Origin of the sequence: Polaromonas sp., assembly GCF_041689105.1 — a bacterium.
Classification (GTDB): domain Bacteria; phylum Pseudomonadota; class Gammaproteobacteria; order Burkholderiales; family Burkholderiaceae_C; genus Polaromonas.
The window spans coordinates 1-26,932 of sequence record NZ_JBDNGU010000067.1 but is presented as its reverse complement, the minus strand read 5'-3'; the positions used below and the strand labels follow the sequence as shown (position 1 = coordinate 26,932).

24 protein-coding genes are annotated in these 26,932 nt (G+C 62.9%); 8 read left to right on the top strand and 16 right to left on the bottom strand.

Annotated elements, in window-relative coordinates; genetic code table 11:
- Window positions 1-7 precede the first annotated feature (7 nt).
- The 5 genes from ACESMT_RS05650 to ACESMT_RS05630 all read right to left on the bottom strand — a co-directional run bounded on the left by ACESMT_RS05650 (window position 8) and on the right by ACESMT_RS05630 (window position 9,654).
- Window positions 8-1,186 carry a DUF3322 domain-containing protein gene (locus tag ACESMT_RS05650; RefSeq protein ID WP_372825597.1) on the bottom strand — a complete coding sequence of 393 codons (1,179 nt, stop codon included), beginning with the start codon at window positions 1,184-1,186 and terminating at the stop codon, window positions 8-10.
- Window positions 1,183-4,566 (bottom strand): ATP-binding protein, encoded by a 3,384-nt coding sequence (locus tag ACESMT_RS05645; protein ID WP_372825596.1) that lies wholly within the window; start codon window positions 4,564-4,566, stop codon window positions 1,183-1,185. Before ACESMT_RS05645 ends, ACESMT_RS05650 begins: the two co-directional genes overlap by 4 nt.
- Window positions 4,559-5,254 carry a DUF4194 domain-containing protein gene (locus tag ACESMT_RS05640; protein ID WP_372825595.1) on the bottom strand — a complete coding sequence of 232 codons (696 nt, stop codon included), beginning with the start codon at window positions 5,252-5,254 and terminating at the stop codon, window positions 4,559-4,561. The genes ACESMT_RS05645 and ACESMT_RS05640 overlap by 8 nt, the downstream gene beginning before the upstream one ends.
- Window positions 5,255-5,269: 15 nt before the next feature.
- Window positions 5,270-6,724: a DUF3375 domain-containing protein gene (locus ACESMT_RS05635; protein WP_372825594.1), complete on the bottom strand. Its 1,455-nt coding sequence runs from the start codon at window positions 6,722-6,724 to the stop codon at window positions 5,270-5,272.
- Window positions 6,725-7,020: 296 nt separating this feature from the next.
- Window positions 7,021-9,654, bottom strand: a complete 2,634-nt coding sequence (locus tag ACESMT_RS05630; protein ID WP_372825593.1) for an FtsX-like permease family protein — start codon at window positions 9,652-9,654, stop codon at window positions 7,021-7,023.
- Between the two features lie 94 nt (window positions 9,655-9,748).
- On the opposite strand from ACESMT_RS05630, the gene ACESMT_RS05625 reads away from it, so the two are divergent.
- Window positions 9,749-10,723, top strand: coding sequence for a threo-3-hydroxy-L-aspartate ammonia-lyase (locus ACESMT_RS05625; protein ID WP_372825592.1), 975 nt, complete (start codon window positions 9,749-9,751; stop codon window positions 10,721-10,723).
- Window positions 10,724-10,749: 26 nt separating this feature from the next.
- Here the strand turns inward: ACESMT_RS05625 and ACESMT_RS05620 are convergent, their stop codons facing one another.
- The 4 genes from ACESMT_RS05620 to ACESMT_RS05605 form a co-directional block, all read right to left on the bottom strand.
- Window positions 10,750-11,397 carry an ABC transporter ATP-binding protein gene (locus ACESMT_RS05620; RefSeq protein ID WP_372825591.1) on the bottom strand — a complete coding sequence of 216 codons (648 nt, stop codon included), beginning with the start codon at window positions 11,395-11,397 and terminating at the stop codon, window positions 10,750-10,752.
- A gap of 133 nt (window positions 11,398-11,530) precedes the next feature.
- Window positions 11,531-12,532, bottom strand: coding sequence for a tRNA (adenosine(37)-N6)-dimethylallyltransferase MiaA (miaA, locus tag ACESMT_RS05615; RefSeq protein ID WP_372825590.1), 1,002 nt, complete (start codon window positions 12,530-12,532; stop codon window positions 11,531-11,533).
- A gap of 4 nt (window positions 12,533-12,536) precedes the next feature.
- Window positions 12,537-13,742 carry a multidrug effflux MFS transporter gene (locus tag ACESMT_RS05610; RefSeq protein WP_372825589.1) on the bottom strand — a complete coding sequence of 402 codons (1,206 nt, stop codon included), beginning with the start codon at window positions 13,740-13,742 and terminating at the stop codon, window positions 12,537-12,539.
- An 84-nt stretch (window positions 13,743-13,826) separates the two neighbouring features.
- Window positions 13,827-14,669, bottom strand: coding sequence for an alpha/beta hydrolase (locus tag ACESMT_RS05605; protein ID WP_372825588.1), 843 nt, complete (start codon window positions 14,667-14,669; stop codon window positions 13,827-13,829).
- Between the two features lie 80 nt (window positions 14,670-14,749).
- Here ACESMT_RS05605 and ACESMT_RS05600 point away from each other — a divergent pair, with 80 nt between their 5' ends.
- Complete coding sequence (locus ACESMT_RS05600) at window positions 14,750-15,232, top strand: DUF3429 domain-containing protein (RefSeq protein ID WP_372825587.1); 483 nt, start codon at window positions 14,750-14,752, stop codon at window positions 15,230-15,232.
- Window positions 15,233-15,257: 25 nt separating this feature from the next.
- Here ACESMT_RS05600 and mutL read toward each other — a convergent pair whose 3' ends face one another.
- Window positions 15,258-17,162, bottom strand: a complete 1,905-nt coding sequence (gene mutL / locus ACESMT_RS05595) for a DNA mismatch repair endonuclease MutL (RefSeq protein ID WP_372825665.1) — start codon at window positions 17,160-17,162, stop codon at window positions 15,258-15,260.
- A gap of 306 nt (window positions 17,163-17,468) precedes the next feature.
- The gene (locus tag ACESMT_RS05590; protein ID WP_372825586.1) at window positions 17,469-17,702 is read right to left on the bottom strand and encodes a hypothetical protein; all 234 of its coding nucleotides are present in this window, start codon (window positions 17,700-17,702) and stop codon (window positions 17,469-17,471) included.
- Between the two features lie 14 nt (window positions 17,703-17,716).
- Here ACESMT_RS05590 and ACESMT_RS05585 point away from each other — a divergent pair, with 14 nt between their 5' ends.
- Window positions 17,717-18,367, top strand: a complete 651-nt coding sequence (locus ACESMT_RS05585) for a DedA family protein (protein WP_372825585.1) — start codon at window positions 17,717-17,719, stop codon at window positions 18,365-18,367.
- Here ACESMT_RS05585 and ACESMT_RS05580 read toward each other — a convergent pair.
- Window positions 18,354-19,694: a hypothetical protein gene (locus ACESMT_RS05580; protein ID WP_372825584.1), complete on the bottom strand. Its 1,341-nt coding sequence runs from the start codon at window positions 19,692-19,694 to the stop codon at window positions 18,354-18,356. The genes ACESMT_RS05585 and ACESMT_RS05580 overlap by 14 nt on opposite strands.
- Before the next feature lie 145 nt (window positions 19,695-19,839).
- Here ACESMT_RS05580 and ACESMT_RS05575 point away from each other — a divergent pair, with 145 nt between their 5' ends.
- Together ACESMT_RS05575 and ACESMT_RS05570 are read left to right on the top strand one after the other, a co-directional pair.
- A complete protein-coding gene (locus ACESMT_RS05575) occupies window positions 19,840-21,150 on the top strand; it encodes an aromatic ring-hydroxylating dioxygenase subunit alpha (protein WP_372825583.1) in 1,311 nt (436 codons plus the stop codon).
- Window positions 21,147-21,632, top strand: coding sequence for a nuclear transport factor 2 family protein (locus tag ACESMT_RS05570; RefSeq protein WP_372825582.1), 486 nt, complete (start codon window positions 21,147-21,149; stop codon window positions 21,630-21,632). The genes ACESMT_RS05575 and ACESMT_RS05570 overlap by 4 nt, the downstream gene beginning before the upstream one ends.
- A gap of 49 nt (window positions 21,633-21,681) precedes the next feature.
- On the opposite strand, the gene ACESMT_RS05565 is transcribed toward ACESMT_RS05570, so the two are convergent.
- The 3 genes from ACESMT_RS05565 to tsaE all read right to left on the bottom strand — a co-directional run bounded on the left by ACESMT_RS05565 (window position 21,682) and on the right by tsaE (window position 23,973).
- A complete protein-coding gene (locus tag ACESMT_RS05565; RefSeq protein ID WP_372825581.1) occupies window positions 21,682-21,894 on the bottom strand; it encodes a glycine zipper 2TM domain-containing protein in 213 nt (70 codons plus the stop codon).
- A gap of 196 nt (window positions 21,895-22,090) precedes the next feature.
- Window positions 22,091-23,464, bottom strand: coding sequence for an N-acetylmuramoyl-L-alanine amidase (locus ACESMT_RS05560; RefSeq protein WP_372825580.1), 1,374 nt, complete (start codon window positions 23,462-23,464; stop codon window positions 22,091-22,093).
- Window positions 23,461-23,973, bottom strand: coding sequence for a tRNA (adenosine(37)-N6)-threonylcarbamoyltransferase complex ATPase subunit type 1 TsaE (tsaE, locus tag ACESMT_RS05555; RefSeq protein WP_372825579.1), 513 nt, complete (start codon window positions 23,971-23,973; stop codon window positions 23,461-23,463). Before tsaE ends, ACESMT_RS05560 begins: the two co-directional genes overlap by 4 nt.
- 15 nt (window positions 23,974-23,988) lie before the next feature.
- Between tsaE and queG the strand changes: the two genes are divergently transcribed.
- The 3 genes from queG to ACESMT_RS05540 all read left to right on the top strand — a co-directional run bounded on the left by queG (window position 23,989) and on the right by ACESMT_RS05540 (window position 26,142).
- Window positions 23,989-25,086, top strand: a complete 1,098-nt coding sequence (queG, locus tag ACESMT_RS05550; RefSeq protein ID WP_372825664.1) for a tRNA epoxyqueuosine(34) reductase QueG — start codon at window positions 23,989-23,991, stop codon at window positions 25,084-25,086.
- A gap of 55 nt (window positions 25,087-25,141) precedes the next feature.
- Entirely contained in the window at window positions 25,142-25,516 is a 375-nt protein-coding gene (locus ACESMT_RS05545; protein WP_372825578.1) for a DUF2946 family protein, read from the top strand.
- A 155-nt stretch (window positions 25,517-25,671) separates the two neighbouring features.
- A complete protein-coding gene (locus tag ACESMT_RS05540) occupies window positions 25,672-26,142 on the top strand; it encodes a copper chaperone PCu(A)C (protein WP_372825577.1) in 471 nt (156 codons plus the stop codon).
- Here ACESMT_RS05540 and ACESMT_RS05535 read toward each other — a convergent pair.
- Window positions 26,143-26,932 (bottom strand): helix-turn-helix domain-containing protein (locus ACESMT_RS05535; protein WP_372825576.1); only part of this gene is annotated, 790 nt, incomplete at its 5' end.

The window sequence follows — 26,932 nt, the reverse complement described above, 5'->3', positions numbered from 1 at the left end:
GATTGAGTCAGTGGGCAAGTTTTGATAACGCGGCCTGCACCCAAGTGAACCCTATTCTTTCCTGCTCAAGACGTAGCCTTGGGCGCAAACGGTTGTCTCGCAGATCGTCATAAAGTGCCAACTCATCCGCTGTGAGCCGAGGCAAGTCTCGCTGCGTTCGCATCTCGTCTTCACCCCATTGGGATTCAAATGCCATTAAGGTAGCGCGATCCATGAGAAACGAATCGACGTGGCCAAAGTGGGCGCGCAACTGATCAAGAATGGCAAACCCGTGGGTATCGATATCGCCCCAGTAGTAGATTCGACACCGGGTTAGCCATGAAGTTTGAGCCAGCATTTCAAAACCGTAACCTGCACCGAAAATGACAAGGGCGTCCTTGACAGTCGGGAAAGCCAAGAAGTTCACTTCGTTCTCGGTGATGAACACCCGTGAAACGCTGACCTCCAGCCGCGCGAAACTGAGGGCGTCCAGGGTTATATCTTGTTCCGGGCTCGTGATGCCCAATGCATGCTTTGCATCGAGAATGCGAAAGCGGATTCGAAGTGGTTTTTTGCGAAAACCGTAACGCTGTGCAAATTGGCTTGCGCCAGTTGCTGCTGGATCAACTGTTTCTGGTGGCAAAACGAGATCCAGCAACTCCGAGAGTACGCCACGGTATGCCTCGATGAACTTGGTATGTACGCCAGGAATATCTACTTGACGAATATAGATGCCGGGACGTGGATGGGCTCGCATCCAGGAAATGATCTCCAGCAGTCGGTGCCAGTCATTGGATAACTCCAGGGCTCGAAGTGGCCGTCTGGCCAGCCAAGCTAACAATTTCGGCTCGCGCTCGCGTGTGGCAAGGACAAGCGCGGCAAAGTGCGCGGCATCCCGCCGTTTGCCGACGAGTACCAATGCATCGTCGAGGCTATCCACCCATAGTTCGTGTGGAACGCTATTCGTGCCGAACACCCGATGCCTGAATTCCCGCATGGTGACGCGGCAGCATGGCATGGAACGTAGCTCGCCAACCCAGACGCGGACTGCGTCGAAACTGTCAGCCATCTCCCTTGATGTAGGGGTTTTGATAGCCAAGCGCAAGGGGAACAGCGATTTTCCTGTCACGAGACTGGCGAGCAACTCTCCGCGGTCCCAGAGTTTTTGAATTTGTGCACGAAGGTCCGCTGGGCTTGTCCAGCTCATACCGTCGCCTGAGCTTTTTCCGAGCGGTACTCTTCAATGGAAAGATTCCGCAATTTCGAGGCGCGGCCTTCTTCGTTATGTACAAAGCCGACACTTGAAACAAAAGGCTCAATAATGTGAATTTTCTGCAAGGGCGTCACGATGAGCAACTGCAAATTGAGCTCAGCAAACAAACGCAGACCGTACTGCGCTGATTCATCAGATCCGCGTCCGAAAGCCTCGTCAATCACTACGAAGCGGAAGGAACGGGAGCGCACTTCTCCCCACCCCAAACCAAATTGATAGGCCAAACTGGCTGCGAGGATGGTGTAGGCCAGCTTTTCCTTTTGACCTCCCGATTTCCCCCCGGAGTCTGAGTAATGCTCATGTTCGCTGTTGTCTGCACGCCAGCGTTCGCTGGCAGCAAATACGTACCAGCTGCGCACATCAGTGACCTTGCTGGCCCAACGACGATCCTGCTCGGACAGGCCTTCTCGCCCTCGAAATCGCTCAATGATGTGCTTGACTTGAAGAAATTTGGCTTCTGAGTATTGGGCGTCGTCCGAGCCTGTCAGTGCGCCTTCGGTACAGGCGCGCAACTCTGTCTGAAAATCGCGAACATCTGCATCGGGTGTTGGCTGGGCCTCCAGTACGATGAAGCGGTCGGGGTTGTAATCGATGTGATTGAGCGATTCGTTGATCCGTGTAATCCGCTCCCGAATTGTCTCCCGCTCCCGCGCCAACTGCGACTGGAAATTGGCGACTTCGCGTATCGTGTTTTCGTTGAGTAGTTCTTTGAAGCGCGCCTCGAAGCGGGGCAGGTCGTCGGCTTGTAACTCAATGAGCATGGCCCGATATTCAAACCCAGCCTCTACACTGGCATCGACCTCTGCCGTTTCAAGCTTGAATGCTTCCTTGTACGCTGCCATTGACTGAATGATCTTGTCGCGCAGCCGTTTGAGTTTTTGATCTTCTGCATCAATCTTGGTTTGAAGCCAGTCCCGCATATCACGCTCCCGGCTGTCGCACGTCTCGACAGTCAACGGGTGCGCTCCAGGGGCTTCATCCCTTGTGATGTCGAGCTTTGTAAAGTACGCAGCGTGTACGTTGAAGCTTGGCTCCTCCATCAGAGCCTGAATTTGCGTGCGAAGTGCTTCAGCGTCGGTTTTCTTCTGCTCGTTCTTTGAGCGTTTGTCCCGATATCCTTCCTGCCCCTCTAGTTGGGCTTCTATTTTTCTCAACGCCTGTTCAACTTCAACAAGCTGTGCGGCCAGCGTGATGAGCACATCAGAGGCAGACTCCAGCGCATGCTTTTCATCTTCTAGCTTGGCAACTTCAGCAGCGAGTGACTGCCAGTCAAGCTCCATGAAATTGTCATAAACATCAAGTTTTGACAATGAGTCCAAACGCTCTTTTAGCAAACCCTGCTGGGTCTGTATCTTGCTGATGAGGCTTGCCACTTCATCCATTTGTTTCTCTAACTGCCTGGCTTGAGTTTCGAGTGTTGCTATTTTGGCGGAATTACTCCAGCCGAGGACATAACGGCTGCGGTCGTCCAGGCGGTGGCGATCATCTTTTTCATGACGCTCGCCACGGGACTTGATCTGTCCGGCACGGGTGATCGCGTGCACCTCCCTGCGGAACTGTTCTTGTGTGGTGCAGCAGGCTACATCGAAGCGGTGAAAAACCTCCCGCTCCAGCCAAGCGTAGAAAGGGGAGTCAGGCTTGATCGCCAGCTTGCGCGCCAGGGAATCACGATGAAGACTTGGCGTCTCTGCACGCACACCTGTTCGCACTCTGAAATAAACCAGCCGGCCTCTTAAATGTGTTTTATCCACCCACTCAGATACTTCGGCGTAATGGATATCTGGTACCAAAAGCGACAGTCCGAAGGTATGCAGCAGCCGTTCGGCAGCGCCTTCCCAATCGCGTTCTTCGTCCCGCACTCGAAGCAGCTCGCCGGCAAAAGGCATGTCACCCTCAGACAGGCTCACGGCTTGACATAAGGCTGTACGCATGGCGATCTGGTCTGCTGGAATATTGCTGCGCCTTGCCTTCAGGCTTGTGATCTCGGCAGCCAAGCCATCATGCGTTTGCTTGCCTTGGCGAAGTGTCACCGAATGCTCGGTCAAATCGTTTTGAAGATCGGCATCCCGGTTCTGCTCCGCCTGCTTCATACCCGACAGACTATGCCGCTGCGATAAAAAGTCGGCTGCCGACCCCATCTTGAGCAAGCCAACAGACCGAGCGAGGGTGCTGTAGTTCGTTGCTTTTTCACGTCGCCTGTCAGTTTCTTTCAATTTTTCGCTGATGGTTGTGGCCAGCTGTTCCAGCCGCTCGCCCCCGTTTTCGGCAATGCTGCGTTTAAGTCCGCTCTCCTGGATGCGCTGCGAATTACGGAGCCCGTCGAGGCGCTGCACATGCGCGTCCAGGCGCTCCCATTCCTCTCCCAGCGTCGTGATGCGCCGGTTGAGCAAACCAAGCTTCAAACCTGCAAAGTAAGGCCTGAGCGCGTCGCGGCAACTGCGCAGCTCGTCGGTGTTTATAGAAAGAAAAGCATGACGCTCGCAATCCGCGACCAGCGGCGTGAGCAGTTCCACCTGGCGTTTGGCTTTGAGCACGGCCTCGTGGGCTCGGTTCAGATCGTCAAAATGGCCGATGAGCGCTGTGATGCGCGGTGCCACATCAAAAGGCTCAAGCATGTGGCTGCGTACAAAGTCAGTTAGATTCCCGACAGACTTCATCGACACCGTCTGATGAAACAACTCCATGGCCTGGTCGTTTTCAATGCCGAAGCGGCGGCGAAACCAGGCACCGTAGGGTGGAAAGCTGTCGGCTATTTCCGCACCGCCTGATCGCAGTTTCTTGCGCAAGGCTGCGATATCCGTACCGAAATGCGCGAAATCTGTAGCGATCGACAAGGAACGCTCCGCACCGACAAACAGCCGGGCGGGCTGGCTCTGCGCATCCTTCATCCAGAACACCTGCGCCAACGTGACGGTTTGGTCGTAACCCTCGTTGTAAAAAACGCCGAGAATGACGCTGTAGTTGTTGTGGTCCCGCAGTGGCACAGGCTTTGATGCACCGCTGGTTTCATTGCGCTCGGATTTATAGTGCCCGAGCACATAGGACCGCAGCGTGCGCTCCTTGTTGTCGGCGCCGGCAGCCTTGTTGTAAGCCACCCGGTGCGCGGGAACCAGCAGCGTCGTCACGGCATCCACCAGCGTGGATTTTCCCGAGCCGATATCGCCGGTCAGCAATGCATTTTTGCCATCCGGGTGCAGTATCCAAACGCGGCCGTCAAATGTTCCCCAATTGAAAACTTCCAGGCGGTGCAAGCGGAAACCCGACAAGGTGTCGTCCGCAACGAAATCCAGCTCCGGAGCTTGCTTGTCATTCATCCGCAGTACCTTCCAAACCAGCCTGGAGTTGCAGCCGGTACCTGTTGAGCCGGGTGTCGAAATCTGCGAGCCATTGCGCGTCGATGAAGGCTTTGAGGATACGCCGGACCTCAAATGTCCCCGCTTTGCTGGCCTGAGTCCCGCTACTGGACTTGAGTCGGCGCAGGAAGCCGAGGTCCACGATCTTGTTCAGATGGGTGTCGAGCTGATCGATCAGCTTGGCCTCGTTGCTTTTATCTGGCAGGAACACCCGGATGATGTCGACGATCTGATCAAGCGAGAGAATGAGCCGCGTGTCACTTCCGCTCGCATCGAACTCTGCCAGCTTCTTGCGTAACAGGGCCAACAGCAGGCTCACGGGAAAAGAAAGTGGACGCCTGGCGATCAATCTGGGTAACTTTTCTGCTGACGGGTCATCCACACCTTCAGAAAATTGCGGTCGAGACCGCAAAAAGGCATAGCCTTCTGCTTCGTCCAGCACCAAGTCTAGGCCCAGCACCGAGACATAGTCGCGCACGCGCGACTGCAAGCTGAAGAGCGCACTCCATAGCCGGGCATCCGTTTCTTGGTAAACGACGCCCTTGAGCAGGGGAATAACCACTGCCGACAAGTCGTAAGCTCCCGGCACCGGGCCAGACGCCGCCGCCAGCCCTGACGTGATGGGGTGTTCGCCATCGTCTTCTGTCATTCAATCTCCCCGTGTTTATCGAACGAATATCACGCGCGGTAAATGTGCCCGCCGTGGATGTGTCAGACCATCTCGCCCCGGGCCGTCCCAGGCGATGATTTCAGTCGTTTCTTCATCGACAACTGCGCTGAAAGCCTCGTCTGCGAGCTGTAAATAGGCGACCAGTTCGGCCAGTCCTTGCCGTAGCGGCTGTATTTCCGTCAGTTCCCGCAATGTGACCCGTGAGCGATTTTGCAAAGTATGGCGGATATGCCCGGCAAGTTGCACCTTGTCAACAACCACCTGCGCGAACAGGGCGGCGGCATTCAGGTCGTCGTCGCCAGACTCCAGTGCCACGTCGGCAATCACGGGCTTGAACGCCGGCACATGCAGTGGTCTTTCCATGGGCAATTCAACATCGGCCGAAGTAGCCGCAACAGTCATCACTTCCCCGATGGGTGGCGACTCACGCAGCGCTAAAGCCTGGCCTTCTATGCTGCGGAGAATATCCATGATTCGGCGGTTTTCCAACCATGCCTGATCGTCCAGAAAACGTCGCAGTTGTTGCGACAGCTGTGCCACAGTTCGCTGAGCGTGCTCACCTGCCTCCAGCCAGTCGTAATGCACCCGGCGGGTGCGGACGTCTGGCTTGAGATCAGCAATCGGCGGCAGCGTCAGCACGCGGTCCAGCAGCGTCGTCAGCTCCTCCTGGCGGCGGCTCGACATGAGAAAGTCCCAAAATGCGCGAAAGCTGCGCCCTTGGTCGGAATCGGAAATCACATCGCGCTCGCCCATGATGTCTTCCAGCAGTGAGCCCTTGGCGCCGTCCCACAAGGCAATGCGTTCACGCACGCGCCGGTCCAGTTGGCGAAAATTCTGTTCCACCTCGCGAAAATCGGTTAGCAAGTCGCGAGCCAAAGCTGTGAACTGTTGAAAACGCTCTTTGAGTTCAGTGTCGTCCAGCAGTGGAATATTTCCCTCCAGCACCTGAGCGATTTCTGCGTCGATTTCATCTCGCCGTTTGTGGAGTTTGATAACGCGAGTCTGCGGGTCAGTTTCGCTTCCGTCGCTCATCTGCTTGAGCAGTTCAAACAGCGTCAACAAACGCGATTCGGTGCCTACGAAGGCGCGTTCAGTCAGCGTGGCAAGCCATGCAATGGCCTTTTCGGTGGCCGGCGTCAGGTCGAACTGCGCTTCATCAGAGCCTGCTGCATAGAACTTTCGCAGCCATCCCTTTTCGTGTGCGGCCCAATCGTTAAGGTATTCGAGAGCAGACTTGGGAAAGGTTTCCGAGCCTACATGGGCTCTCAGGCCAAACAATTCGTCTTCCAGTGCTTCGGCCAAATCTGCTTGCGCCATGGCGCGAGCGTTGGGTGTGATAAATACGCGCTGCAAAAAACTCGCAATCAGGGGCGCATGATCCGAACGTAAAAGACGCCAGGCGGGATGGCTCTGGCGCAAGAGGTTGAGCGTGGTGTAGTCGAGGCTCAACTTGCAGTCTCCGGAACAGAAAAACCGACCATCTCCTGCTTCTCCGTCCTGAGGGGCGAGCCGTAGCCTGTGTTTGACACGCCGGGTTGTAGTGGCTCAACGGGACCAGACCGGTATTCAGCACCCAAGCAACGGCCAATTGCCGTCTGCAACGATCCTATTGTCCCAGGTACAAAAAGTGTCGGAATATGAGTCGGGTTCATGATGAACAAGTGGTGGCTGCGGGTGTTTCCGTTCGGTGCGTCCGGGCTCCACAGGATAGCGGGTAAGTGGCTCGATCTGGCTGCACCGGCACCTCACCAATCCTCCTTGACCGCAAGCACCGCGTCCTTGCCCGCCGCTGCCCGCCCGGCCAGCCAGGCGGTGACGGTGCCGGCCACGATGACGGCTGCGCACAGCGCCAGCAGCCGGTCCCAGGGCAGCGCCAGGTCCATGGTCCAGTGAAAGCTCTGCGGGTTCACCACATGCACCAGCACCAGCGACACGGCCAGCCCCAGGCCCAGGCCGGCCATCGCGCCAGCCAGCGTCCAGGCCGCGCCTTCGCCGGCCACCAGCGTGAGGATTTGCCGGCGCGTCAGGCCCAGGTGCGCGAGCAGGCCAAACTCCTTGCGCCGCGCCAGCACCTGGGCGCTGAAACTGGCCGCCACGCCAAACAGGCCGATGGCAATCGCCACCGCCTGCAGCCAGTAGGTCACGGCAAAGCTGCGGTCGAAAATCCGCAGCGAGGTCGCGCGGATCTGGCGGCTCGATGCAAACTCGATCAGCTCGCCGGCACCCGGCGACTGGGCCTGCGCCAGCGCGCGCACCGCCTGCTGCAGCGGCGCATCGGCGGCACCGGGCACCAGCCACAGCGCCAGGTCGTTGACACGCCGGTCGCCGGTCAGGCGCTCGAAGTCGCGCTGGTCCATGGCAATGGCGCCAAACTGGCGGGCGTAGTCGCGCCAGACACCGGCCACGAAGAAGTGTTCGCCCCCCCGCTTGTCGCCTTGCGTGCTGGGCGGCTGCTTGGCAGGCGCAGCTTGGACTGCTCCTGAATTGATAGCTGGTGACGTCCGTCTGTCAAGGGCTAGAGCCCCAAAAGACTGTGAAAGCGGCGTGAACACCGTGCCGGGGCGCGCGCCGTACAAATCGAGCATGGGTTCGCTCACATAAATACCGACCAGGCCGGCCGGCACCGGCAGCGGCTCGCCCACCAGCGGCAGGCTGCCGGCCGGGTCCTGCAGGTCGCGCGCGATCAGCGCGACCGCCGGCTGGTTCGCGTCGAGCAGCAAGCTGGTCACGCGCAGCGAGCCGACGCGCGCCACGCCCGGCAGTTGCGCCAGCGCCTGCACAAATTCCGGGCTGAAAAACACCGTGTCGCTGGCCGCCGTCTGGCTGGCGCTGCGCACATACAGGTCGGCCGGCAGCACCACGTCCAGCCAGTGCGTGACCGAGTCGCGAAAGCTCGCCACCATGACCGTCAGCGCCACCGCCAGGCTCAGCGAGGCGACCACGCCGCTGACGGCCACGGCCGCGCTGCCGCGCACGCGGCGCGCGCGTTCGACCGCCAGCAGCGGCAGCAGGCGCCGCTCCACGCGCGGGGCGATACGGTCGTAGAGCAGGGCGATCAGCCAGGGCAGCGCGCTGATGCCGCCCACCAGCAGCAGCCCGACCGAGAAATAAGCGCCCAGCGCGATGCCGGCCACCGGCGGGCTCAGGGCCAGCAACGCGCCGACGCCCACCAGCAGCAGGCTCAGGCGCCACGGTGTGCCGCCGGCCGGCGGCGCACCCAGGCCCTTGAGGGTTTGCGCGGGCGGCAATTTTTGCGCGGCGCGCGCCGGCCACCAGCCGCCGACCAGCGCCGCAGCCATGCCGAGCAGCCCGTAGACCAGCGCCGCGCCAGCATCCCACTGCAGGGCTGGTTTCACGCCCGAGAAATAGCCACCGCCCAGGTCGCCGCCCAGCAGCCGCAAGGCCAGTGCCGCCAGCGCCGTTCCCAGCGCGATGCCGGCGGCGCTGCCGACCGCGCCCAGCAGCGCCGACTCCCACAGTACCAGGCGCAGCCGTTCGCGCCCGGTCAGGCCCAGCACGCCCAGCAGGGCGAACTGCTGCGCGCGTTTGGCGACGCTCAGCGACAACACCGAAAAAACCAGAAAGGCGCCGGTGAACAGCGCTACCAGCGCCAGCACGGTGAGGTTGACGCGGTAGGCACGCGAAAGATTACTCACGCGCTGGGCGTCATCGCCTGGCTCGGTGGCCGTGATGTCGGCTGGCAACTGGAGCGAGGCCAGAAAAGCGGCACGGTCGCTGCCGGCCAGGCTTCCGGGTTGCAGGCGCACGTCGATGCGCGAGAGCTGGCCGACGCGGTCAAACAAATCCTGCGCGGCACCAATGTCCATCACCGCAAGCGGCGTGCCGCCGGCGCTGACGCTGCCCGCGACAGCCACGTCCAGCAGCTGAAGGCCGCTTTGCAGACGCAGCCGTTCGCCCGGCAGGGCCTGCCGCGCGGCGGCATTGAGAAAGACGGTGCCGGGCGAAAATAGCGCCAGACGGTCAGCGCCGGCAGCAGGCATCGGCATCAGCGCCGGTGCCAGGGTGGCCACCACCAGCGCATCCACACCGACCACGCGCAGAGCCACGCGTTGGTTGTCCGCGGCGATGGCATAGGTGTCGAGCGCCAGCACCGGGCTGGCGGCAACCACCTGCGGGTGCGCGGCAACCCGCGCGTAAAGCGCCTCGTCAAAGCCGCCGCGCGCAGCGCGCAGCTCCAGGTCGGGCTGGCCGTTGACCGAGCGCACCGCCTGCGAGAACTCGCTGAGCGCCGAGTTATTGATCAGGTGCACCGAAAACGCCAGCGCCACACCCAGCATCACCGCCATCACGGCCGCGGCGTTGCGCCACTTGTGGTGCAGCAGTTCCTGCCAGGAGAAGGTGAAAAGAAGGGCGCGCATGGGTCTGATTGTGCCTTTTAGCGTGCGAATGCTGATTGAGCTATTGTTCAACCCGAGGCATTGAACAAAGCATTGAAAAAAGGTTTAATTTTCCATGCGACTTCCCACTTATGACGATGTTGTTGCCGCCGCTGCGCGGCTGGCAGGCCATGCGCATCACACGCCGGTGCTGCGTTCGGCCACCGCCGATGCGCGCTGGGGTGCGCAATTTTTCTTCAAGTGCGAGAACTTCCAGCGCATGGGCGCCTTCAAGTTTCGCGGGGCCTTTAACGCCTTATCGCGGTTTGACGCCGCGCAGCGGCGGGCCGGCGCCATTGCGTTTTCCTCGGGTAACCACGCGCAGGCGGTCGCGCTGTCGGCGCGGCTGCTGGGCATGCCGGCGCTGATCGTGATGCCGCAGGACGCCCCGGCGGCCAAGCTCGCAGCCACGCGCGACTACGGCGCCGAAGTCGTGCTGTATGACCGCTTCACTGAAGACCGCGAGGCGCTGACGCAGCGGCTCGCGACGGAGCGCAGCATGACCCTGATCCCGCCTTTTGACCACCCCGATGTGATCGCTGGCCAGGGCACGGCCGCCAAAGAACTGCTTGAGGAAACCGGCGCGCTGGACCGGCTGTATATCTGCCTGGGCGGTGGCGGGCTGACGAGCGGCTCGGCGCTGGCAGCCCGCGCGTTGGCACCGCAGTGCAAGATTTACGGCGTCGAACCCGAAGCCGGCAACGACGGCCAGCAGTCGCTGCGTGCGGGCCACATCGTGCACATTGCCACGCCAAAAACCATTGCCGATGGCGCGCAAACCCAGCACCTGGGCGATTACACGTTCGGCATCATCCGGCGCGATGTGGATGACATCCTGACCGTCAGTGATGTGCAACTTGTCGAGGCGATGCGCTTCTTTGCGGAGCGCATGAAGATGGTAGTAGAGCCGACCGGCTGCCTGGCTTTTGCAGGCGCGTGTGCGGACGCATACGCTGACGCAGACGCGATTCGGGGTGCCCGCATTGGTGTGATTGTGAGCGGCGGCAATGTAGATCTGGCGCGTTATGCGGAGTTGCTGGGCTCGCGCTGAGCGGGCAGTGGCGCTGTCCGCCCGCCCTAAGCTGTGATGCCTTCGCTGCTCAGGTGCAGTACCCGGTCGGCGCGTGCTGCCGCAGTTTCGGAGTGCGTGACCAGCACCAGCGAGGCGCCGTGGGTGCGCATTTGTGCCACCAGCGCATCCATCACTTTGGCGGCGGTGGTCGGGTCCAGGTTGCCGGTGGGCTCGTCGGCCAGCAGCAGGCTGGGCCGGTGTACCAGCGCTCTGGCAATCGCCACACGCTGCAATTGCCCGCCCGAGAGCGTTTGCGGCAGGCGCTGGCCCATGCCGCCCAGGCCCACGGCCTCCAGCAGGGCCTGCACCCGGGCATCGTCGTGCAGGCCAAGCAGCAGCAGGGGCAGGGCGACGTTCTGCGCCACGTCCAGGTGCGGCAACACGTGGAAGGCCTGAAAGACAAAGCCGACCTTTTCACGGCGCAGCAGCGCGCGCTGGTCGTCGCTGAGCGCGCCCAGGTCCACGCCGTCCAGGCTGACCGAGCCTGTGTCCCAGGTGTCGAGCCCGGCCATGCAGTTGAGCAGCGTTGACTTGCCGACGCCGGACTCGCCGACGATGGCGACAAATTCGCCGGGCGCCACCTCGAGCGAGACGTCGCTGAAGACGGGGACGTCGCCGTAATGTTTGCCGAGCTGGTGGATGCGCAGGCTCATGGCAAGAAGCCCGGCGTTAAATCTGTCATTGCGGGCGTGACCCGCCATCCATGCTGCGCCAGCGCCTGACATGGTTCATGCGGCATGGATCCCGGATCACGTCCGGGATGACGGGCGGGGGATTTTTCCGGGTTCAAGACGCCTCCAGCGTGGTCACGAGATCAAGCACCTGCTGCACTGCGTCTGGCGCATCGCAGGGTACCACCTGCCGGTCCGGCATGGAGCGCAGCCAGGTGATCTGGCGCTTGGCGAGCTGGCGTGTGGCGGCGATACCCTTGTCGCGCAGTTCCGCCATCGGAAAGAGGCCATCGAGTCCGCGCGCCTCGCTCGCGTCCAAGGCGTCCAGGATTTCCCAGGCTTGGCGATAACCGACGCAGCGCATGGACGGCAGGTCGGGGTGCAGGTCGCCGCGCGCGCGCAGGGCACGCACCTCGTCGAGAAAACCGGCGGCCAGCATGGCGCCAAAGCGCTGCGCAATCCGCGCGTGCAGCCAGGTGCGGTCTTGCGGTTCAAGAGAAATAAGGGCTCCAGCCCTTGTCGAATGGGCGTTAGCAGCTACATTTTCGATAGCATGCTGCTTCTGGAAAAACGACAGTGGCCGACCCGACACGCGGTACACCTCCAGCGCGCGCGAGATGCGCTGAGAATCATTGGGCGCCAGCCGCGCGGCCGTCAGTGCGTCCACCGCCGCCAGCTCGGCATGCAGGGCTGGCCAGCCCTTGTCGGCGGCTTCGGCTTCCAGCGCGGCACGGGTGGCCGGGTCGGCTTTGGGCATGTCGTCCAGCCCGTCGCGCAGGGCCTTGAAGTACAGCATGGTGCCGCCCACCAGCAGTGGCAGCTTGCCGCGCTCACGGATGTTGTCAATCAGCCGCGCAGCGTCTGCGACGAACTCTGCGGCGCTGTAGGCCTTCAGCGGGTCGCGGATGTTGATCAGGTGGTGCGGCGCGGCGGCCAGTTCGGCGGGCAGGGGTTTGGCCGTGCCAATGTCCATGCCCCGGTAGACCAGGGCTGAATCGACGCTGATGATTTCTACCGGGTGCCGGGCGGCGACAGCCAGCGCTGCGGCGGTTTTGCCCGACGCCGTGGGGCCCGCAATGCCTATCCATCGAGCCCCCATGCTGCGTTCGTCCGACATCGTGTCAGGCCTTCGCAGAGGCAAACGGTGCCGGCTCGCCGTGTTTCTGAACCAGCGTCCAGGCGATTGCGGCGATGCAGATGCTCCAGAAAAGGATGCCGTGGACCAGCGGAAACACCGTGCCGTCCATGTGCGCGCCCAGCCAGCCACCCATGGCAAAGGCGGCAACCATCATCAAAAAGCCATTGAGCGCTGAGGCCGCACCGGCCGCGCCGGGGAAGGGCCCAACCGCACCGCTCTGGCTGCAGGGCTGGTGCACGCCGTGCGCCAGGATAAACAGGTAAAACGGCAGCAGGATGGCCCAGACCGAACGGACACCGGCCCAGGCCAGCGCGGCGCTCAGCAGGCCGCCGGCCAGGGTCAACACCGCCGCCACGGCCACCGAACGCCGCACGCCGAAACGCGGCAGCAGACGCCGGCAGGCAAAGGTGCCGAGGATGTAGACGAAGGACATGGAAAACATCACCAGGCCGTACTGCGTTTTACTCAGCCCCAGCACCCCGATGAACACAAAGGACGACGAAGCCAGAAAGGTGAACAGCCCGCCATAAGATGCGGTGGACAGCAGCGAAAACGCCACAAAGGTGGGGTTGCGCACAATCGTCCACCAGGTGCGGGTCAGCATGCGCGGCTCGAGCGCACGCGGATTTTTCAGGCCCAGGGTTTCCTCGAAGCGCAAGGCGATCACGGCCAGCGAGAGCGCGCCGAACACCGCCAGCGCGAGCAGGGCGGCGCGCCAGTTGAAGATGTCCGACAGCAGCCCGCCCAGCGGCGCGCTCAGGCAGGCGATCACGCCCAGGCCGGTCAGCCCGCGCGACATGGCGCGGGCACCGGCCACCGGCGTGTACAGGTCGCGCACGATGGCGCGCGCGCACATCACGCCCGCACCCATGGCCGCGCCCTGCACGATGCGCCAGACTACCAGCAGCGCCATCGACGGCGCCAGAGCGCTGCCGATGGCCGCGACCACATAGGCGGCCAGGCCGCAGAGCAGGATGGGCCGGCGCCCGAAACGGTCGGACAGCGGGCCCCAGAACAGTTGCGAGACACCGAAAGCCAGCAGCAGGGCACTCAGCGTGAGCTGCGCCTGTGCCACGGGCGCGCCGAACCCTTCGGTCAGCGCGGGCAGGGCCGGCAGGTACAGGTCGGTGGTGATCGGCTGGATGCCCAGCAGCAGGGACAGCACCAGCACCACCAGGGCTGTTGACATGGTCGGTACGGGTGCGGCTGCGGTGGCGGGAAGAGCGGAAGGCGGGATGACGGACATTGATCTGAGGGTATCAGATCGAGCCCCTTATTTCAGGCTGAAGAGCTGCGCCAGCGCCTGCCGGTACTGCGACTGGCCGACCCAATTGGTATTGTGGTGCGAGCCGCCTTCAACCAGCACGAACAGCTTGGGCTGCGCTGCCGCTTCATACAGCTTGCGCCCCAGGCTGGGCGCGATCAGGCGGTCGTCGCCGCCGTGCACCACCAGCAGCGGCGAGCCGATCTTGCCCACCTTGCGGGCGGCCTCGAAACGCTGGGTGATCAGCAGCGAAACCGGCATCCAGCCCCACCTGGACGTGCTGACCACGTCGGCAATCGAGGTGAAGCTGCCTTCCACAATCGTGCCGCTTTCGTCGCTGACCTCGGTGGCCAGGTGGATGGCAATCGGGCCGCCCAGAGAATGGCCGAAGACGTAGCGGGGACGATCCGGGTATTTTTTCGCCAGCCAGTCCCAGGCCGCGTGCGCGTCTTCGTAGGCGGTCTCTTCAGAAGGCAGTGCCTGGGTGCTTTTGCCAAAACCGCGGTAGTCCACCCCCAGCACCGAAAAGCCCAGCTCCTGCATGCGGCGCATGCGTGGCGCCGAGCCGGTCACGTTGTAACGCGCGCCATGCAGGTAGAGCAGAACCGGTGCGTTCGGCCGCGCCGCCGGCAACCACAAGCCGTGCAGCCGTGCAGCTTCTGCGTCGGCCCTAGGCTGGAAGTCGATCCAGACATCTTCCATACCCTCTGCGGCTGCCAGGCCGCCGCCCCAGGTCCGGTCGCTGGGTTGAAAAATCCAGGCGCGCTGCCGCTCGTCGAGCGAGCTGCAGCCCGCCAGCACGGCAAAACCAAGAGCCAGTGCCATGGCGGCAAAAAGGGTCCAGCGTTTCATGAGGAAGATGGAGTGACAAGGGCGGCAAAAGTTCGCAGCAGCGTGGATGGTTGCCGCGTCTTCCGTTCTAAACTGGGGCGATGTCTCCTCTGCTTTCTTCGCCTGCGGGCGCCCCGGACCGACCGGTCGGGCTGACTGGCCCCTCTACCATGGCGCGCGTGCTGGGCGTGGCGGGCCTGCTGCCTTTCATCGCCGGTGCGGCAGCCGTCTGGCTGGTGGGGCCGCAGGATCGCCTGCCAGCCGCAGCGCTGCTGGCCTACGCTGCGCTGATTGCCAGCTTTCTGGGCGGTATCCATTGGGGTCTGGCCATGCGCGATTCGCCTGCCGATGCGGCGCAACTGCTGTGGGGCGTGAGCCCCAGCCTGCTAGGCTGGCTCGCCGTTTTACTTCCGCCGCGCTGGGGCCTGCTGCTGGCGCCTGCCACGCTGATCGCCTGTTATGCGGTGGATCGTCAGCTCTACCTCCGCTTCGGCCTGGGCTCCTGGCTGGGCCTGCGCGCGGGCCTGACGCTGGTGGCCTCGCTGTCCTGCCTGCTGGGCGCGCTCGCCTGGTGGCTGCGATGAGTCCGGACGGTGACCCCGTAGATTCCTAACGCCCGCGCAAAAAAAGGCTGTCCAGCTCTTTGACCGTGATCTGGCGCCAGGTCGGCCGGCCGTGGTTGCACTGGTCCGAGCGTTCGGTGGCTTCCATCTGGCGCAGCAACGCGTTCATCTCATCGATGGTCAGTTTGCGGTTGGCGCGCACTGCGCCGTGGCAGGCCATGGTTGAGAGCAACTCGTTTTGCGCGCGCTGGATCACGGTGCTGGCGTCGTGTTGCGCCAGCTCGGCCAGAACGCTGCGCGCCAGTTCCACCGCATCGCCCTGCGCCAGGCTAGTCGGCACGGCACGCACCGCCAGCGTGCGCGGCGAAAACGGGGTGATCTCCAGGCCCAACGCCTGCAAGGTGTCGATGTGCGCCTCGGCCGTGGCCACCTCTTGCGGCGAGGCGGCAAAAGTCGCGGGAATCAGCAGCGGCTGGCTGCTGATGGCGGTGGCGCTGTCGAGCTGGTTTTTGAGGCGCTCGTAAACAATGCGTTCGTGCGCGGCGTGCATGTCCACGATGACCAGGCCCTGGGTGTTTTCCGCCAGCACATAGATGCCCTGCAGTTGCGCGATGGCGCGTCCCAGCGGCCAGTCGCTGGCGGGCAGATCGGTAGCAGCCGTTGCGACGGGGTCTGTCGAAGCGCCGGTCAGGGGATACCCCCCGGCAGACTCGGGGCGAACAGCGAAGGGGGCGGCAGACGATGGGGGGGACGGCCACATGGCCTCGAAGTCGGAGGCGCGCGGGTTGCCATGTCGCGGCTGGTACGCTCCGAAATTGATAGCTGGTTGCGCCCACGGGGAAAGGGCTGGAGCCTGATTTGACTCAAAACTACCGGGAATGATGCCCTTGGGCGCGGCCAGCGCGGCAGCGGCCGCACGCGGCGCAGCCAGTGCGTTTTCGACCGCGTGCCGCACCGCCTGGTGTACCTCGCGGCTGTCGCGAAAGCGCACCTCGATTTTGGTCGGGTGCACATTGACATCCACGCGTGCCGGGTCCATCGCCACGTACAGCGCGTATACCGGCTGGCGGTGGCCATGCAACACGTCTTCGTAGGCGCTGCGTGCAGCATGGGTCAGTACCTTGTCGCGCACATAACGCCCATTGACATAAGCGAACTGCTGGTCAGCCCGTGCCCGCGCCGCATCCGGAATGCCGGCGCGCCCGGTGACGTGCAGCGCGCCGGCCCGGTAGTCGACCGCCACGCTGTGCGCCAGCAGCTCGCTGCCCAGCACATCGGCCAGTCGCTGACCGTGCGCGTCATCACCCGTGCAGGCGCGCCACTGCTCGACCAGCTTGCCGTCGTGCCAGATCGCAAAACCCACATCAGGCCGTACCAGCGCATGGCGGCGCACAGCTTCAATGCAATGCGCTAGTTCGGTCGCGTCGGTTTTAAGGAACTTGCGGCGCGCCGGTGTGGCATAAAACAGCTCGCGTACCTCCACGGTCGTGCCGCGGCTGCGTGCGACCGGCTTGAGCTCACCGGAGCGGCCGTCGAGCTGCCAGGCATGGGCGGCCTCTGCGCCACTGCCTTCGGTGCGCGACAGCAGGCTCATGTCGGCGATCGAGTTGATGGCGGCCAGCGCCTCACCGCGAAAGCCCATGGTGCCGACAGCCTCCAGGTCTTGCAGCGAAGCAATCTTGCTGGTGGCGTGGCGTTTGAGCGCCACGGCCAGCTCGTCACGCGGGATGCCGGATCCGTCGTCCTCGACAGCAATCAGCCGCACACCACCGGCCTGCAGCCGCACGGTGACCTGCGTGGCACCAGCGTCCAGCGCGTTGTCCACCAGCTCGCGCACCACCGAAGCCGGGCGTTCCACCACCTCGCCAGCGGCGATCTGGCTGATCAGCTCGTCAGGCAGTTCGCGGATGGGGCGGCGGGGAGGGGGTGGGGGGGTGGGGGCTACGGGGATCACCCTGCGATTTTAGGGGGAAGCGCTGCGTGCGACAGCAGAACACATGTGCATCACGCTGCGTCAATGGTTCGCCATGGGCAGTAGGGCCAACTCCTCACTCCCACCCCTCGCCCCTCCCTCGCCCCGCTGGGCGATGGAGGGGGACTTCATTTGGCCGCGTGAGCTGCGACCACGTGCATACATGACAGTCGCGTATTCCGACCTGACGCGCTGCGCGCGCCAGGTCTCCCCGCATTCGGTCCCGTTTCCGATTTCTTTCCCACCACCCTTCTGTCTGCGCCGAGGAGCACAGGCAAAAGCGGATCAGGGCGAGCGATTGTCTGAGCCGAAGGCGAGTTCGAGCTCGACCCCGCTTTTGACGAGCACCGCAGGCTGCCCGCAGCGAAGCGGAGGGACGCAGACAGCAGGGGCGCCTTTTTCTTTGCTTACTTTCTTTTTGGCGACGCAAAAAGAAAGTGAGTTGCCGCCGGGCAACCCCCCGGCTTGATCGAAGCACCCACAAAACACAAGCTTGTAATGGCTTGGGGATTTCTGCATGGCAAAATCCCGCCATGGAAATAATCGCCTTTCTGATGGACTTCATCCTGCATGTGGACAAACACCTGGAGGCTTTCACCCGAAGCTACGGGATGTGGGTCTACGCCCTGCTATTCCTCATTATTTTTGTGGAGACCGGGGTGGTGGTCATGCCCTTCCTGCCCGGGGACTCGCTGTTGTTTGTGGCGGGTGCCCTTTGTGGCGTTGGCTTGCTGAACCTGCCGCTGGTCATGGGCCTGCTGGTGGTGGCCGCGATTCTCGGCGACCAGTGCAACTACGCCATTGGCCGCTACTTCGGGCCCAAAGTGTTTCAGTGGGAGCAGTCGCGCTTTTTCAACAAACGTGCGTTTAACCAGGCGCATGATTTTTACGAACGTTACGGCGGTATCACCATCATCCTGGCGCGCTTCATGCCTTTTTTGCGCACCTTCGCGCCGTTTGTAGCAGGCGTGGCCGAGATGAATCGCGCGAAGTTCACCGCTTACAACGTGGTGGGTGCGCTGATTTGGGTAGTCGGTCTCACCAGCGCTGGCTACTTCTTCGGCAACCTGCCCTGGGTGCAGGCCAACCTGAGCAAAATCATCTGGGCCATGATCCTGATCCCGGGCCTGGTGGTGCTCTACGGCGCCTGGAAGGCCAGCCGCAGCACAGCTACCGCGGCGTGACGCGGCTCGCCAGCGGCGGGCTGCGGTAGTCGGGCTGGATGCGGCAACCCTTGCCGTAGGCGGCCTCGTAGCCCCGGCACAAGGCCAGCACTTTTTGTGGTGTGGGTTTGTCGCCCTGGGTGACCCAGTCGAGCAGCGCGGTGAAAAGTGCAGGGTATTGCGCTTCAGCCAGGTAGCTGTGGGCGGACTCGTCGGTGAAGGTCTGTACCAGCAGGTGCGCTGTGCCGGCCCGTTCACGCACTTCCCGGTAGGCGGACTCCAGCTCGACGAACGCGGTCGGGTCGTTGGCGCCGTGGATCATCAACGTGGGCACGTTGACGCGGCCATCGGGGGCGCTGTCTTTGGCCAGCACGGCCACGGCCTGCGGATCAGCCCTGTAGCGCAACACGCCGGCGTTGAGCGCGGTGTCGTTGGCCGAGCCGCTGTAGACCGCCGTTGAATTGTCAAACGGGTTGCGTTTGTCCAGGCGCAGCTGGGTCAGATCGCGAAACAACCAGGTCGCCCAGTTCATGTGGCCGACCAGCGATTGTTCGCTTAGCTTCAGCACATTGACGATGGTGGCGAGATTCGCGCTTTGTTGCGCGCTGCGCTGGGCGGCGGGCTTGCGCACGCCGGTGCAGTCGTCGATCCGCGTCAACAGGTCCGCGCGGGTGAGGTTGGCGTCCATCGGCAAGCCTTGCCACAGCGGGTAGGGCGGCTCATCGGGCTTCGGGTGGTTCTTGCAAACGTACTGGTACACCACACGCAGGTCCAGCCGGAAGGTGTAGGCCAGCTGGCCGCCACCGAGCACGCTGTTGGTCAGCAACACGCCATCGTAAGGGCCGCGCTGGCCGCCTGCTGTGGCGTAAATTTCTGCCGCTTTGGAGGCCACGCCGCCGCCATAACTTTGCCCGTGTAGCAGCGTGCGGCGCGTCGCGCCGAAATGCTGCACAAAGATCTGCCGCAGGCGCTCGGTGTCTTCTGCGGCCATGGTCACACCGTAGCCGCCGCGGCGGTAACTGGAGCCAGCCCAGGCGTAGCCGGCCTTGACGGTGACGGCCCAGCGTTTGAGGTCTTGTTCACTGCGCTCGGCTTTGGCCGGGCCGGTGTCTGCCGGGCCGCCGTGGGCATGCATCACCAGCACCTGTTTGTCCCAGTTGGCGGGGATGGCGATACGGTAAAACGCGCCGCGCCCGTCCTCCCCGCCGTAGCATCGGGCGCCGGCCGGCACTTCGGCCGGGCAGGCCTGCAGTTGCGGCGGCGGGGCATCGACACGCGGCGCTGCACAGCCGTAGCTGACCAAAACAACCAGAGCAAGGACGGAATAAAGTGGTATGGGCAAGTTCATGGGGGGGGATCTTAGGCCTTGCCGATCTGCGCGTCATGGTGGAAAACCAGTGGGTTCCAACCGCCGGTTGGCTGAAAGTAGTAAGTGCGCGTATTATTTATGCTGAAGCGGCGCCGGGTGGTTGCCGCACCGGAGACACTGTCAGATGAATGCACCGCAAACCCTGTCGCGCTGGAGCCAGCCTGGCTCCAGCCGCGTGCCTTTCTGGGCCTATACCGACGCCCAGCTCTACCAGCGCGAGCTGGATCAGATTTTTTATGGTCCGCACTGGGCTTACGTCGGGCTGGAAGTTGAAATCCCCAACACCGGTGACTTCAAGCTCAGCCACGTGGGCGAGCGCCAGGTGATTCTGGTGCGCGACCGTGTGGCGCCCAAAGACCGGGCCACCGACCACGGCATCCGTGTCGTGGAGAACCGCTGCGCCCATCGCGGTGTGCGCTTCTGCCAGCACCCGCAGGGCAATGCCCGCAGCTTTGTCTGCCCCTACCACCAGTGGACCTACAAGCTCAACGGTGACCTGGCCGGCCTGCCTTTCAAGGACGGCGTCAAGGACGGCGACTGCGTCAACGGCGGCATGCCGGAGGACTTTGAGCTGAAAGACCATGGCCTGACCAAGCTGCGCGTGGCGGTGTTGCATGGCCTGGTGTTTGCAACTTTCAGCGAAACGGCGGAGCCGCTGGAAGACTACCTGGGCCCCAATGTCATGCCCTGGCTGGAGCGGATCTTCAAGGGTCGGCAGCTGACGCTGCTGGGCTACAACCGCCAGCGCATTCCGGGCAACTGGAAATTGATGATGGAAAACATCAAGGACCCTTACCATCCGGGCCTGTTGCACACCTGGTTCGTGACTTTTGGCTTGTGGCGCGCCGACCAGAAAAGCCGCATGGTGATGGACGAACATGGTCGCCACGCGGTCATGATCTCGCGCCGCAACGAGGGCGGGCAGAATGCCGCGGTGACCGAAGGCGTGACGTCGTTCAAGGCCAGCATGGCCTTGCACGACGACCGCCTGCTTGACGTGGTGCCCGAGGCCTGGTGGACGGTGGACGACCCGTCGAATCCCGGCACCCCCATCACACCCACGGTGACCATGATCACGCTGTTCCCCAGCCTGATCATCCAGCAGCAGGTCAATTCGCTGAGCACGCGGCATATCGTGCCGCGCGGGGAGGGCGAGTTTGACTTTGTCTGGACGCATTTCGGCTTTGCCGACGACACGCCGGAGATGACCCGACGCCGCCTGCGTCAGGCCAACCTGTTTGGGCCTGCCGGTTTTGTCAGCGCTGACGACGGCGAGGTTATCGAGTTCAGTCAACGTGGCTTTAAACAGGCTGGAGATGCTGGCAGCACCTTGTGCGAGCTGGGCGGTACCGGCACTGAAGGAGCAGAACACATGGTGACTGAAACCCTGATTCGCAGCATGTACGCCTACTGGCGCAAGGTGATGGCGTTATGAGCAGCGCCGTTGAATCCATGCTGTTGCACCACCAGGTTGATCAACTCAACGCGGCCTATGCTGCTGCCTTGGACGAAAAGCGCTTTGACGACTGGCCGCTGTTCTTTATTGAAGATGGCCAGTACAAGGTGCAGGGGCGCGAGAATTTTGACCGGGGTTTGCCGTTGGCGTTGATCGCTCTTGAAAGCCAGGGCATGATGAAAGACCGCGTTTACGGCATCACACAAACCATCTACCACGGGCCCTACTACATGCGGCATGTCGTCAGTCCGGCCCGCATCACGTCTTATGACGATGAAGTGATCATGGCAGTGGCAAATTACGCGGTGTTCCGTACCAGACCTGGCAGCGTCAGCGAGGTTTATAACGTGGGTCGCTATATTGATGAGGTCGTAAAAAAAGGCAACTCCTGGAAGTTCAGGAGTCGCCTCTGCGTGTACGACAGTGAAATGATTCTCAACTCACTGATTTACCCCATCTGATTCGACCAGTTGAGGTATTGCGTACAGACAGGCGGGTTGGTTGGGAAGACTACTTGTTCTTGCCAACTTCATTACCAATCAACGCGCCAGCTGCTGCGCCGCCAACTGTGCCCAATGTTCCGCCCAATACCGCGTTGCCAAGCACACCGCCGGCGACCGCGCCGACGCCGGTGCCAATCTGTGCATTGGTAGGATTGGTACCGCAACCCGTCAGGGCAATCAAGGATGCTGCGGCAACGGAAAGTAAAAGTTTTGGTGTCATGATCAATACCTTTGTAAAAAATTGAAGACTCTGTTTGCCAAAGCTCTGTTTACCGAAAGTTTGGCTCGCTTGAGGTCTTTAATTTAGACGCATGGCAGCGCTTGTCGTGTAGGTAAAAGACGGCTTTGGCTGTGCGTTCCTCGCTCGATTGCGACCAGTTGTAACGCCTTTGTCGAGGTCGCAATAGCTACAAAGGCTACAAAGGGCGATTTCTTGCCAGTGGCGGATTTTTCGCGAAGTAGCTGCCGATGCCGCGCATCAACGCATCGGCCAGTTGCACCTGGTAGGCCTCGCTGCGCAACTTGGCCTCTTCATCGGGGTTGCTGATGAAAGCGGTTTCGACCAGCACGCTGGGAATGTCGGGTGCCTTGAGAACCGCAAATCCGGCCTGCTCGACCCGCGGCTTGTGCAGTTTGCCGACGCTGCCGATCTCGCCGAGCATGGCGCTGCCCAGCTTGAGGCTGTCGTTGATCTGCGCCGTAGTGCTCATGTCCAGCAGGGCTTGTTGTACCTGCGCATCCTTGGCCTTCACGTTGACGCCGCCCACCAGATCAGCGGAGTTTTCCTTGTCGGCGATCCAGCGCGCCGCACTGCTGGAGGCGCCTTTTTCGCTGAGTGCAAACACGCTGGCGCCTTGCGGACGCGGCGTGAAAAATGCGTCGGCGTGAATGCTGATAAACAGGTCGGCCTGCACGCGCCTGGCCTTTTGCACGCGGATGTGCAGTGGTACAAAAAAATCGGCGTCGCGCGTCAGGTAAGCGCGCATGTTGGGGGTGGCGTTGATGCGCTCGCGCAGGCGCAGCGCAATCTGCAGCACCACGTCTTTCTCGCGCGTGCCGCCAGGGCCGATGGCACCCGGATCTTCGCCGCCGTGGCCCGGGTCCAGCGCCACGATGATGAGCCTGTCGGTCTTGTTGCGGCTGCCCGCACCCGCGCCCACCGTTTCTGACGGCGGCGTGGGGGCGGCCGCAGTGGCTGACGACTTGTCTGCGGCTGGGGGGGGCAGCGCACGGGTGGCGGGGGCGGGGCGGTCGCTCTGACGGGCGATCAGCTCGCCCAGCGGGTCTTCCGCCTGCGCCGCTGGCGTTTGCGCTTGCTGCTTGTCCTTGAGGCGCGCGGCAATCAGCGCTTCCAGCGGGTCCACCACCTGGGTCGGGTACAGGTCGAACACCAGCCGGTGCTGGTAGGCCGCGACCGGTTGCAGGGCAAAGACCTGCGGCATCATGGGTTGCTTGAGCTCGACCACCAGGCGCACCACGCCTGGCGCGTTTTGCCCGACACGGATGCCGGCGATGTTCGGATCGTCGGGTTTGACCTTGGCCACCAGCTCACGCAGCGCGGGGATCAGGTCAATGCCCTCGATGTCCACCGCCAGGCGGGGCGGCTCGGCGATGAAGTAGTACTTGGTCTTCAGCCCCGCATCGGACTCGATGGTCACGCGGCTGTAGTCCCGGGAGGGCCAGATCCGCACCGCAAGAATGGTCAGGCCGCGCGCGATTTGCTGCACGCCCAGCAGCAGCACCAGACTGCCCATTTGCAAGGCATGGCGCCGGTTGAGTATCTTCGTCATGGCAGGAGCGCCGCGCCGGCCGCGCTGCGGGCGGTGAGGGTGACGGCGCGGACATCGCCTTCCAGCAGCTCGACCGCGATGTTCAGGTCTGCGGCCGGCAGATGATCGCCGGCCTTCTCCGGCCACTCAACCAGTTTCAGGCCGGGGCTGGCGAAGATGTCGCGAAACCCGGCTTCTTCCCATTCGTCCGGGTTGTTGAAGCGGTAAAAGTCAAAATGCCAGATGTCCAGGGCCAGGAGTGCGCCCGCGGTGGCAACGTCCACGGTGTAGGCCTCGACCACGGCATAGGTCGGGCTCTTGACGCGGCCGGTCACGCCCAGGGATGTGAGCAGGTGCCGCGCGAAGGTGGTTTTACCGCTGCCGAGGTCGCCGTGTAATTCGATCAGCAGATTGCGCTCCGCCGTGCCGGCCTGCAACTTCGCGGCCAGCGCCGCAGCGAAAGCCTGGGTGTCGGCCTCAGTGGTCCAGGCAATACTTTTTACAATGAGCGGGTGATCGTCAATAGCCATCAATTCGTTTCTCAAATTCAAACGTGGGCGCGCGAGCTTGGATTTTCGCAAATCGGCATTGCAGGCGTTGATCTGTCATCGGCGGAATCCGGATTATCGGCCTGGCTCGCAGCCGGCTTTCATGGTGACATGAATTACATGGCTGCGCACGGCCTCAAGCGTGCGCGGCCTGCCGAACTGGTGCCTGGCACTGTCAGCGTGATCACGGCGCGCATGGACTACCTGCCCGCATCCACACCGCAGGAGCCGGGGCAGTGGCAGGCCACGGAGCTGGCGCGGCTGGAGCGACCGGGCGAAGCGATTGTGTCGGTGTATGCGCGGGGCCGCGACTACCACAAGGTCATGCGTACGCGCCTGCAGAAACTCGCCGAACGCATCGCTGGCCATGCGCAGCCGCTGGGCCACCGCGCCTTCACCGATTCCGCGCCTGTGCTGGAAGCCGAGCTGGCGTCGCGCAGCGGGCAGGGCTGGCGCGGCAAACACACGCTGCTGCTTAACCGCGAGGCGGGTTCCATGTTTTTTCTGGGCGAGATTTATGTGGATGTGGCCCTGCCCCCCAGCGAGCCGGTGACGCCGCACTGCGGCAGCTGCAGCGCCTGCATCGATATTTGCCCGACGCAGGCCATCGTGGCGCCGCACCGGCTGGATGCGCGCCGCTGCATTTCCTACCTGACCATCGAACACGCAGGCGCCATCCCGCTGGAGCTGCGGCCCCTGATCGGTAACCGTATTTACGGCTGCGACGACTGCCAGCTGATCTGCCCGTGGAACAAGTTTGCGCAGCGCAGCGCCTTGCCGGATTTTGACGAGCGCCAGGGCCTGACCGGCCAGCAACTGACCACGCTGTTCGCCTGGAGTGAGGACGAGTTTTTGCGCCACACCGAAGGCAGCGCGATCCGGCGCATCGGCCACGAGCGCTGGCTGCGCAACATCGCGGTGGCCATGGGCAATGCCATCCATGCGGGCGCTGGCGAGCCGGATGTATTGCGGGCTGCCCTGCAGGCGCGGCGTGACCATGCCAGTGAGGTGGTGCGTGAACATGTGGTGTGGGCGCTTTCTGTTCCTATTATGAGTGAAATAGGCCACCAGCCCTTGTCGGACGGGCGTGAGTAGCTCCTGATTTTGTAGCATTTTGTGCTGCTGCCGTGCGGCTCCCTATAATCACCGGGTGCCAGTAACCCCGTCTTACCGCCCGCTTTGGGCCCGCCTTGCCACGTGGCTGGGGTTGGTTGCCGTCTTTGCGGCACTGATCGCGCCGGTGTCCATGCTGGCCGAGGACGTGCGCACCGGTCAGCTTGGCGGGCTTTGCAGCGTCAGCACCACAGGCCCAGGCGCGGCCTTCGACGCATCGGGCAACCCGGATGAGGCATCCTCAGGAGCGCACTGCGACCTGTGTGGCTCGGCCGGTGCGGGTTTACCAACGCTGCAACGATCCTGCGCAATAGTTGCCCCCGTCACCACGCGGCTGGCGGTCTTCGACGATGCAGTTCGCGCTGTACCAGCGCCGGGGCTGCCTTTCAGCCGCGGCCCGCCTGCAGGTTGAAGTGAACCGCCTCTGACGAGGCTTGTTGCGCGGTTGCCTCACAAGCAACGCGCGATTTTTGACTTTTTGCCCGCCGCCCGGCCCGCCGCAGCCGTTCATGCCCATCACCGATGCGCAACACCCTGATCCCCTTGAATGCTCAAAGGAAGAAAACCATGAAATCAACATTTTTTGCCGCCATGCTGGCACTGAGCGCCGGCATGGTGTCGGCCCAAACCATCGAAGTAAAAAACGCCTGGGTCCGCACCGCCGTGCCCGGCCAGTCCGGCACCGGCGCCTTCATGACCCTCACCGCCAAAGACGGCGCGAAACTGGTGGGCGTGTCCACGCCGGTGGCTGACGTGGCCGAAGTGCATGAGATGAAGATGGAAAACGACATCATGCGCATGCGCGCCGTGCCGGTGCTGGACCTGCCAGCCGGCAAAGCCGTGCAGCTCAAGCCCGGCGGTTACCACGTGATGCTGATGGCGCTGAATCAGGCGCTGCCGAAAGGAGCCACGGTGCCCCTGACGCTGACCTTCAAGGACGCCAAAGGGCAGGAGAGCAAGGTCGAGCTCAAACTGCCGGTGGCTGCTTCCGCGCCGGGAGCGGCCATGCCAGCATCCGGCACGGGCCACAAGCATTGACTATTTGCCGGCCTTGCCGCCCAGCCGCCGATAAACCGTCGCGCGGCTGATGCCCAGCGCCCGCGCGGCCTTCATCACGTTGCCGCGGGCTTCGCTGACGGCCTTGTGGATCAGCGCGGTCTCGACATCTTTCAGCGGCAGGGCAGGGGCCGGCGCGGCGCGGCCACCGAGTCGGCCCGGCACCGCCGCCTGACCGCGCAGCAATGGCAGCGCGTGCAACCGCAGCCCGGACCACAGCGGCACGTCCATGGCTTGCGGGTAGCCGAGGGTGGCGCTTTTGGCGGCGTCAAACAGCATCTCGTAAGGCATGGCGAACAGCTCGCTGCAATGCACAGCAGCCGGGTTGCCGGCCTGCAGCGCGGGCACCATCTGGCGGGCAGCCGGGTTGGCGCCCAGCACCCAGCCGTCCGGGTCCAGCCCCACCAGCCCGTCCATGTCGTCGCCCAGGCTATGGCTGGACCAGTTCAGGCGGATCAGCAGATCGTGCGGACGGCTCTGGATCAAGGCGTTTTCGATGCTGCGTGCCGACTGCACCACCAGATGCTTGAGCTCGGGGCGTTCCACCGTGTCCACCCCGGTCAGGTCCAGCATGCCGACGCAGTGGCCATCGGGACCGAACAGCGGCGCGCCGGCGCAGCTGTAAGCCGAGTTGGCATTGAAAAAATGCTCGCCGCGGTGCAGCCAGACCGGCTGCAGCTCGGCCAGTGCCGCGCCGATGGCGGTGGTGCCCACGCTTTGTTCGGACAGGTCCACGCCGATGCGGGTGATCAGGTCGACGCGCCGGTCGCGC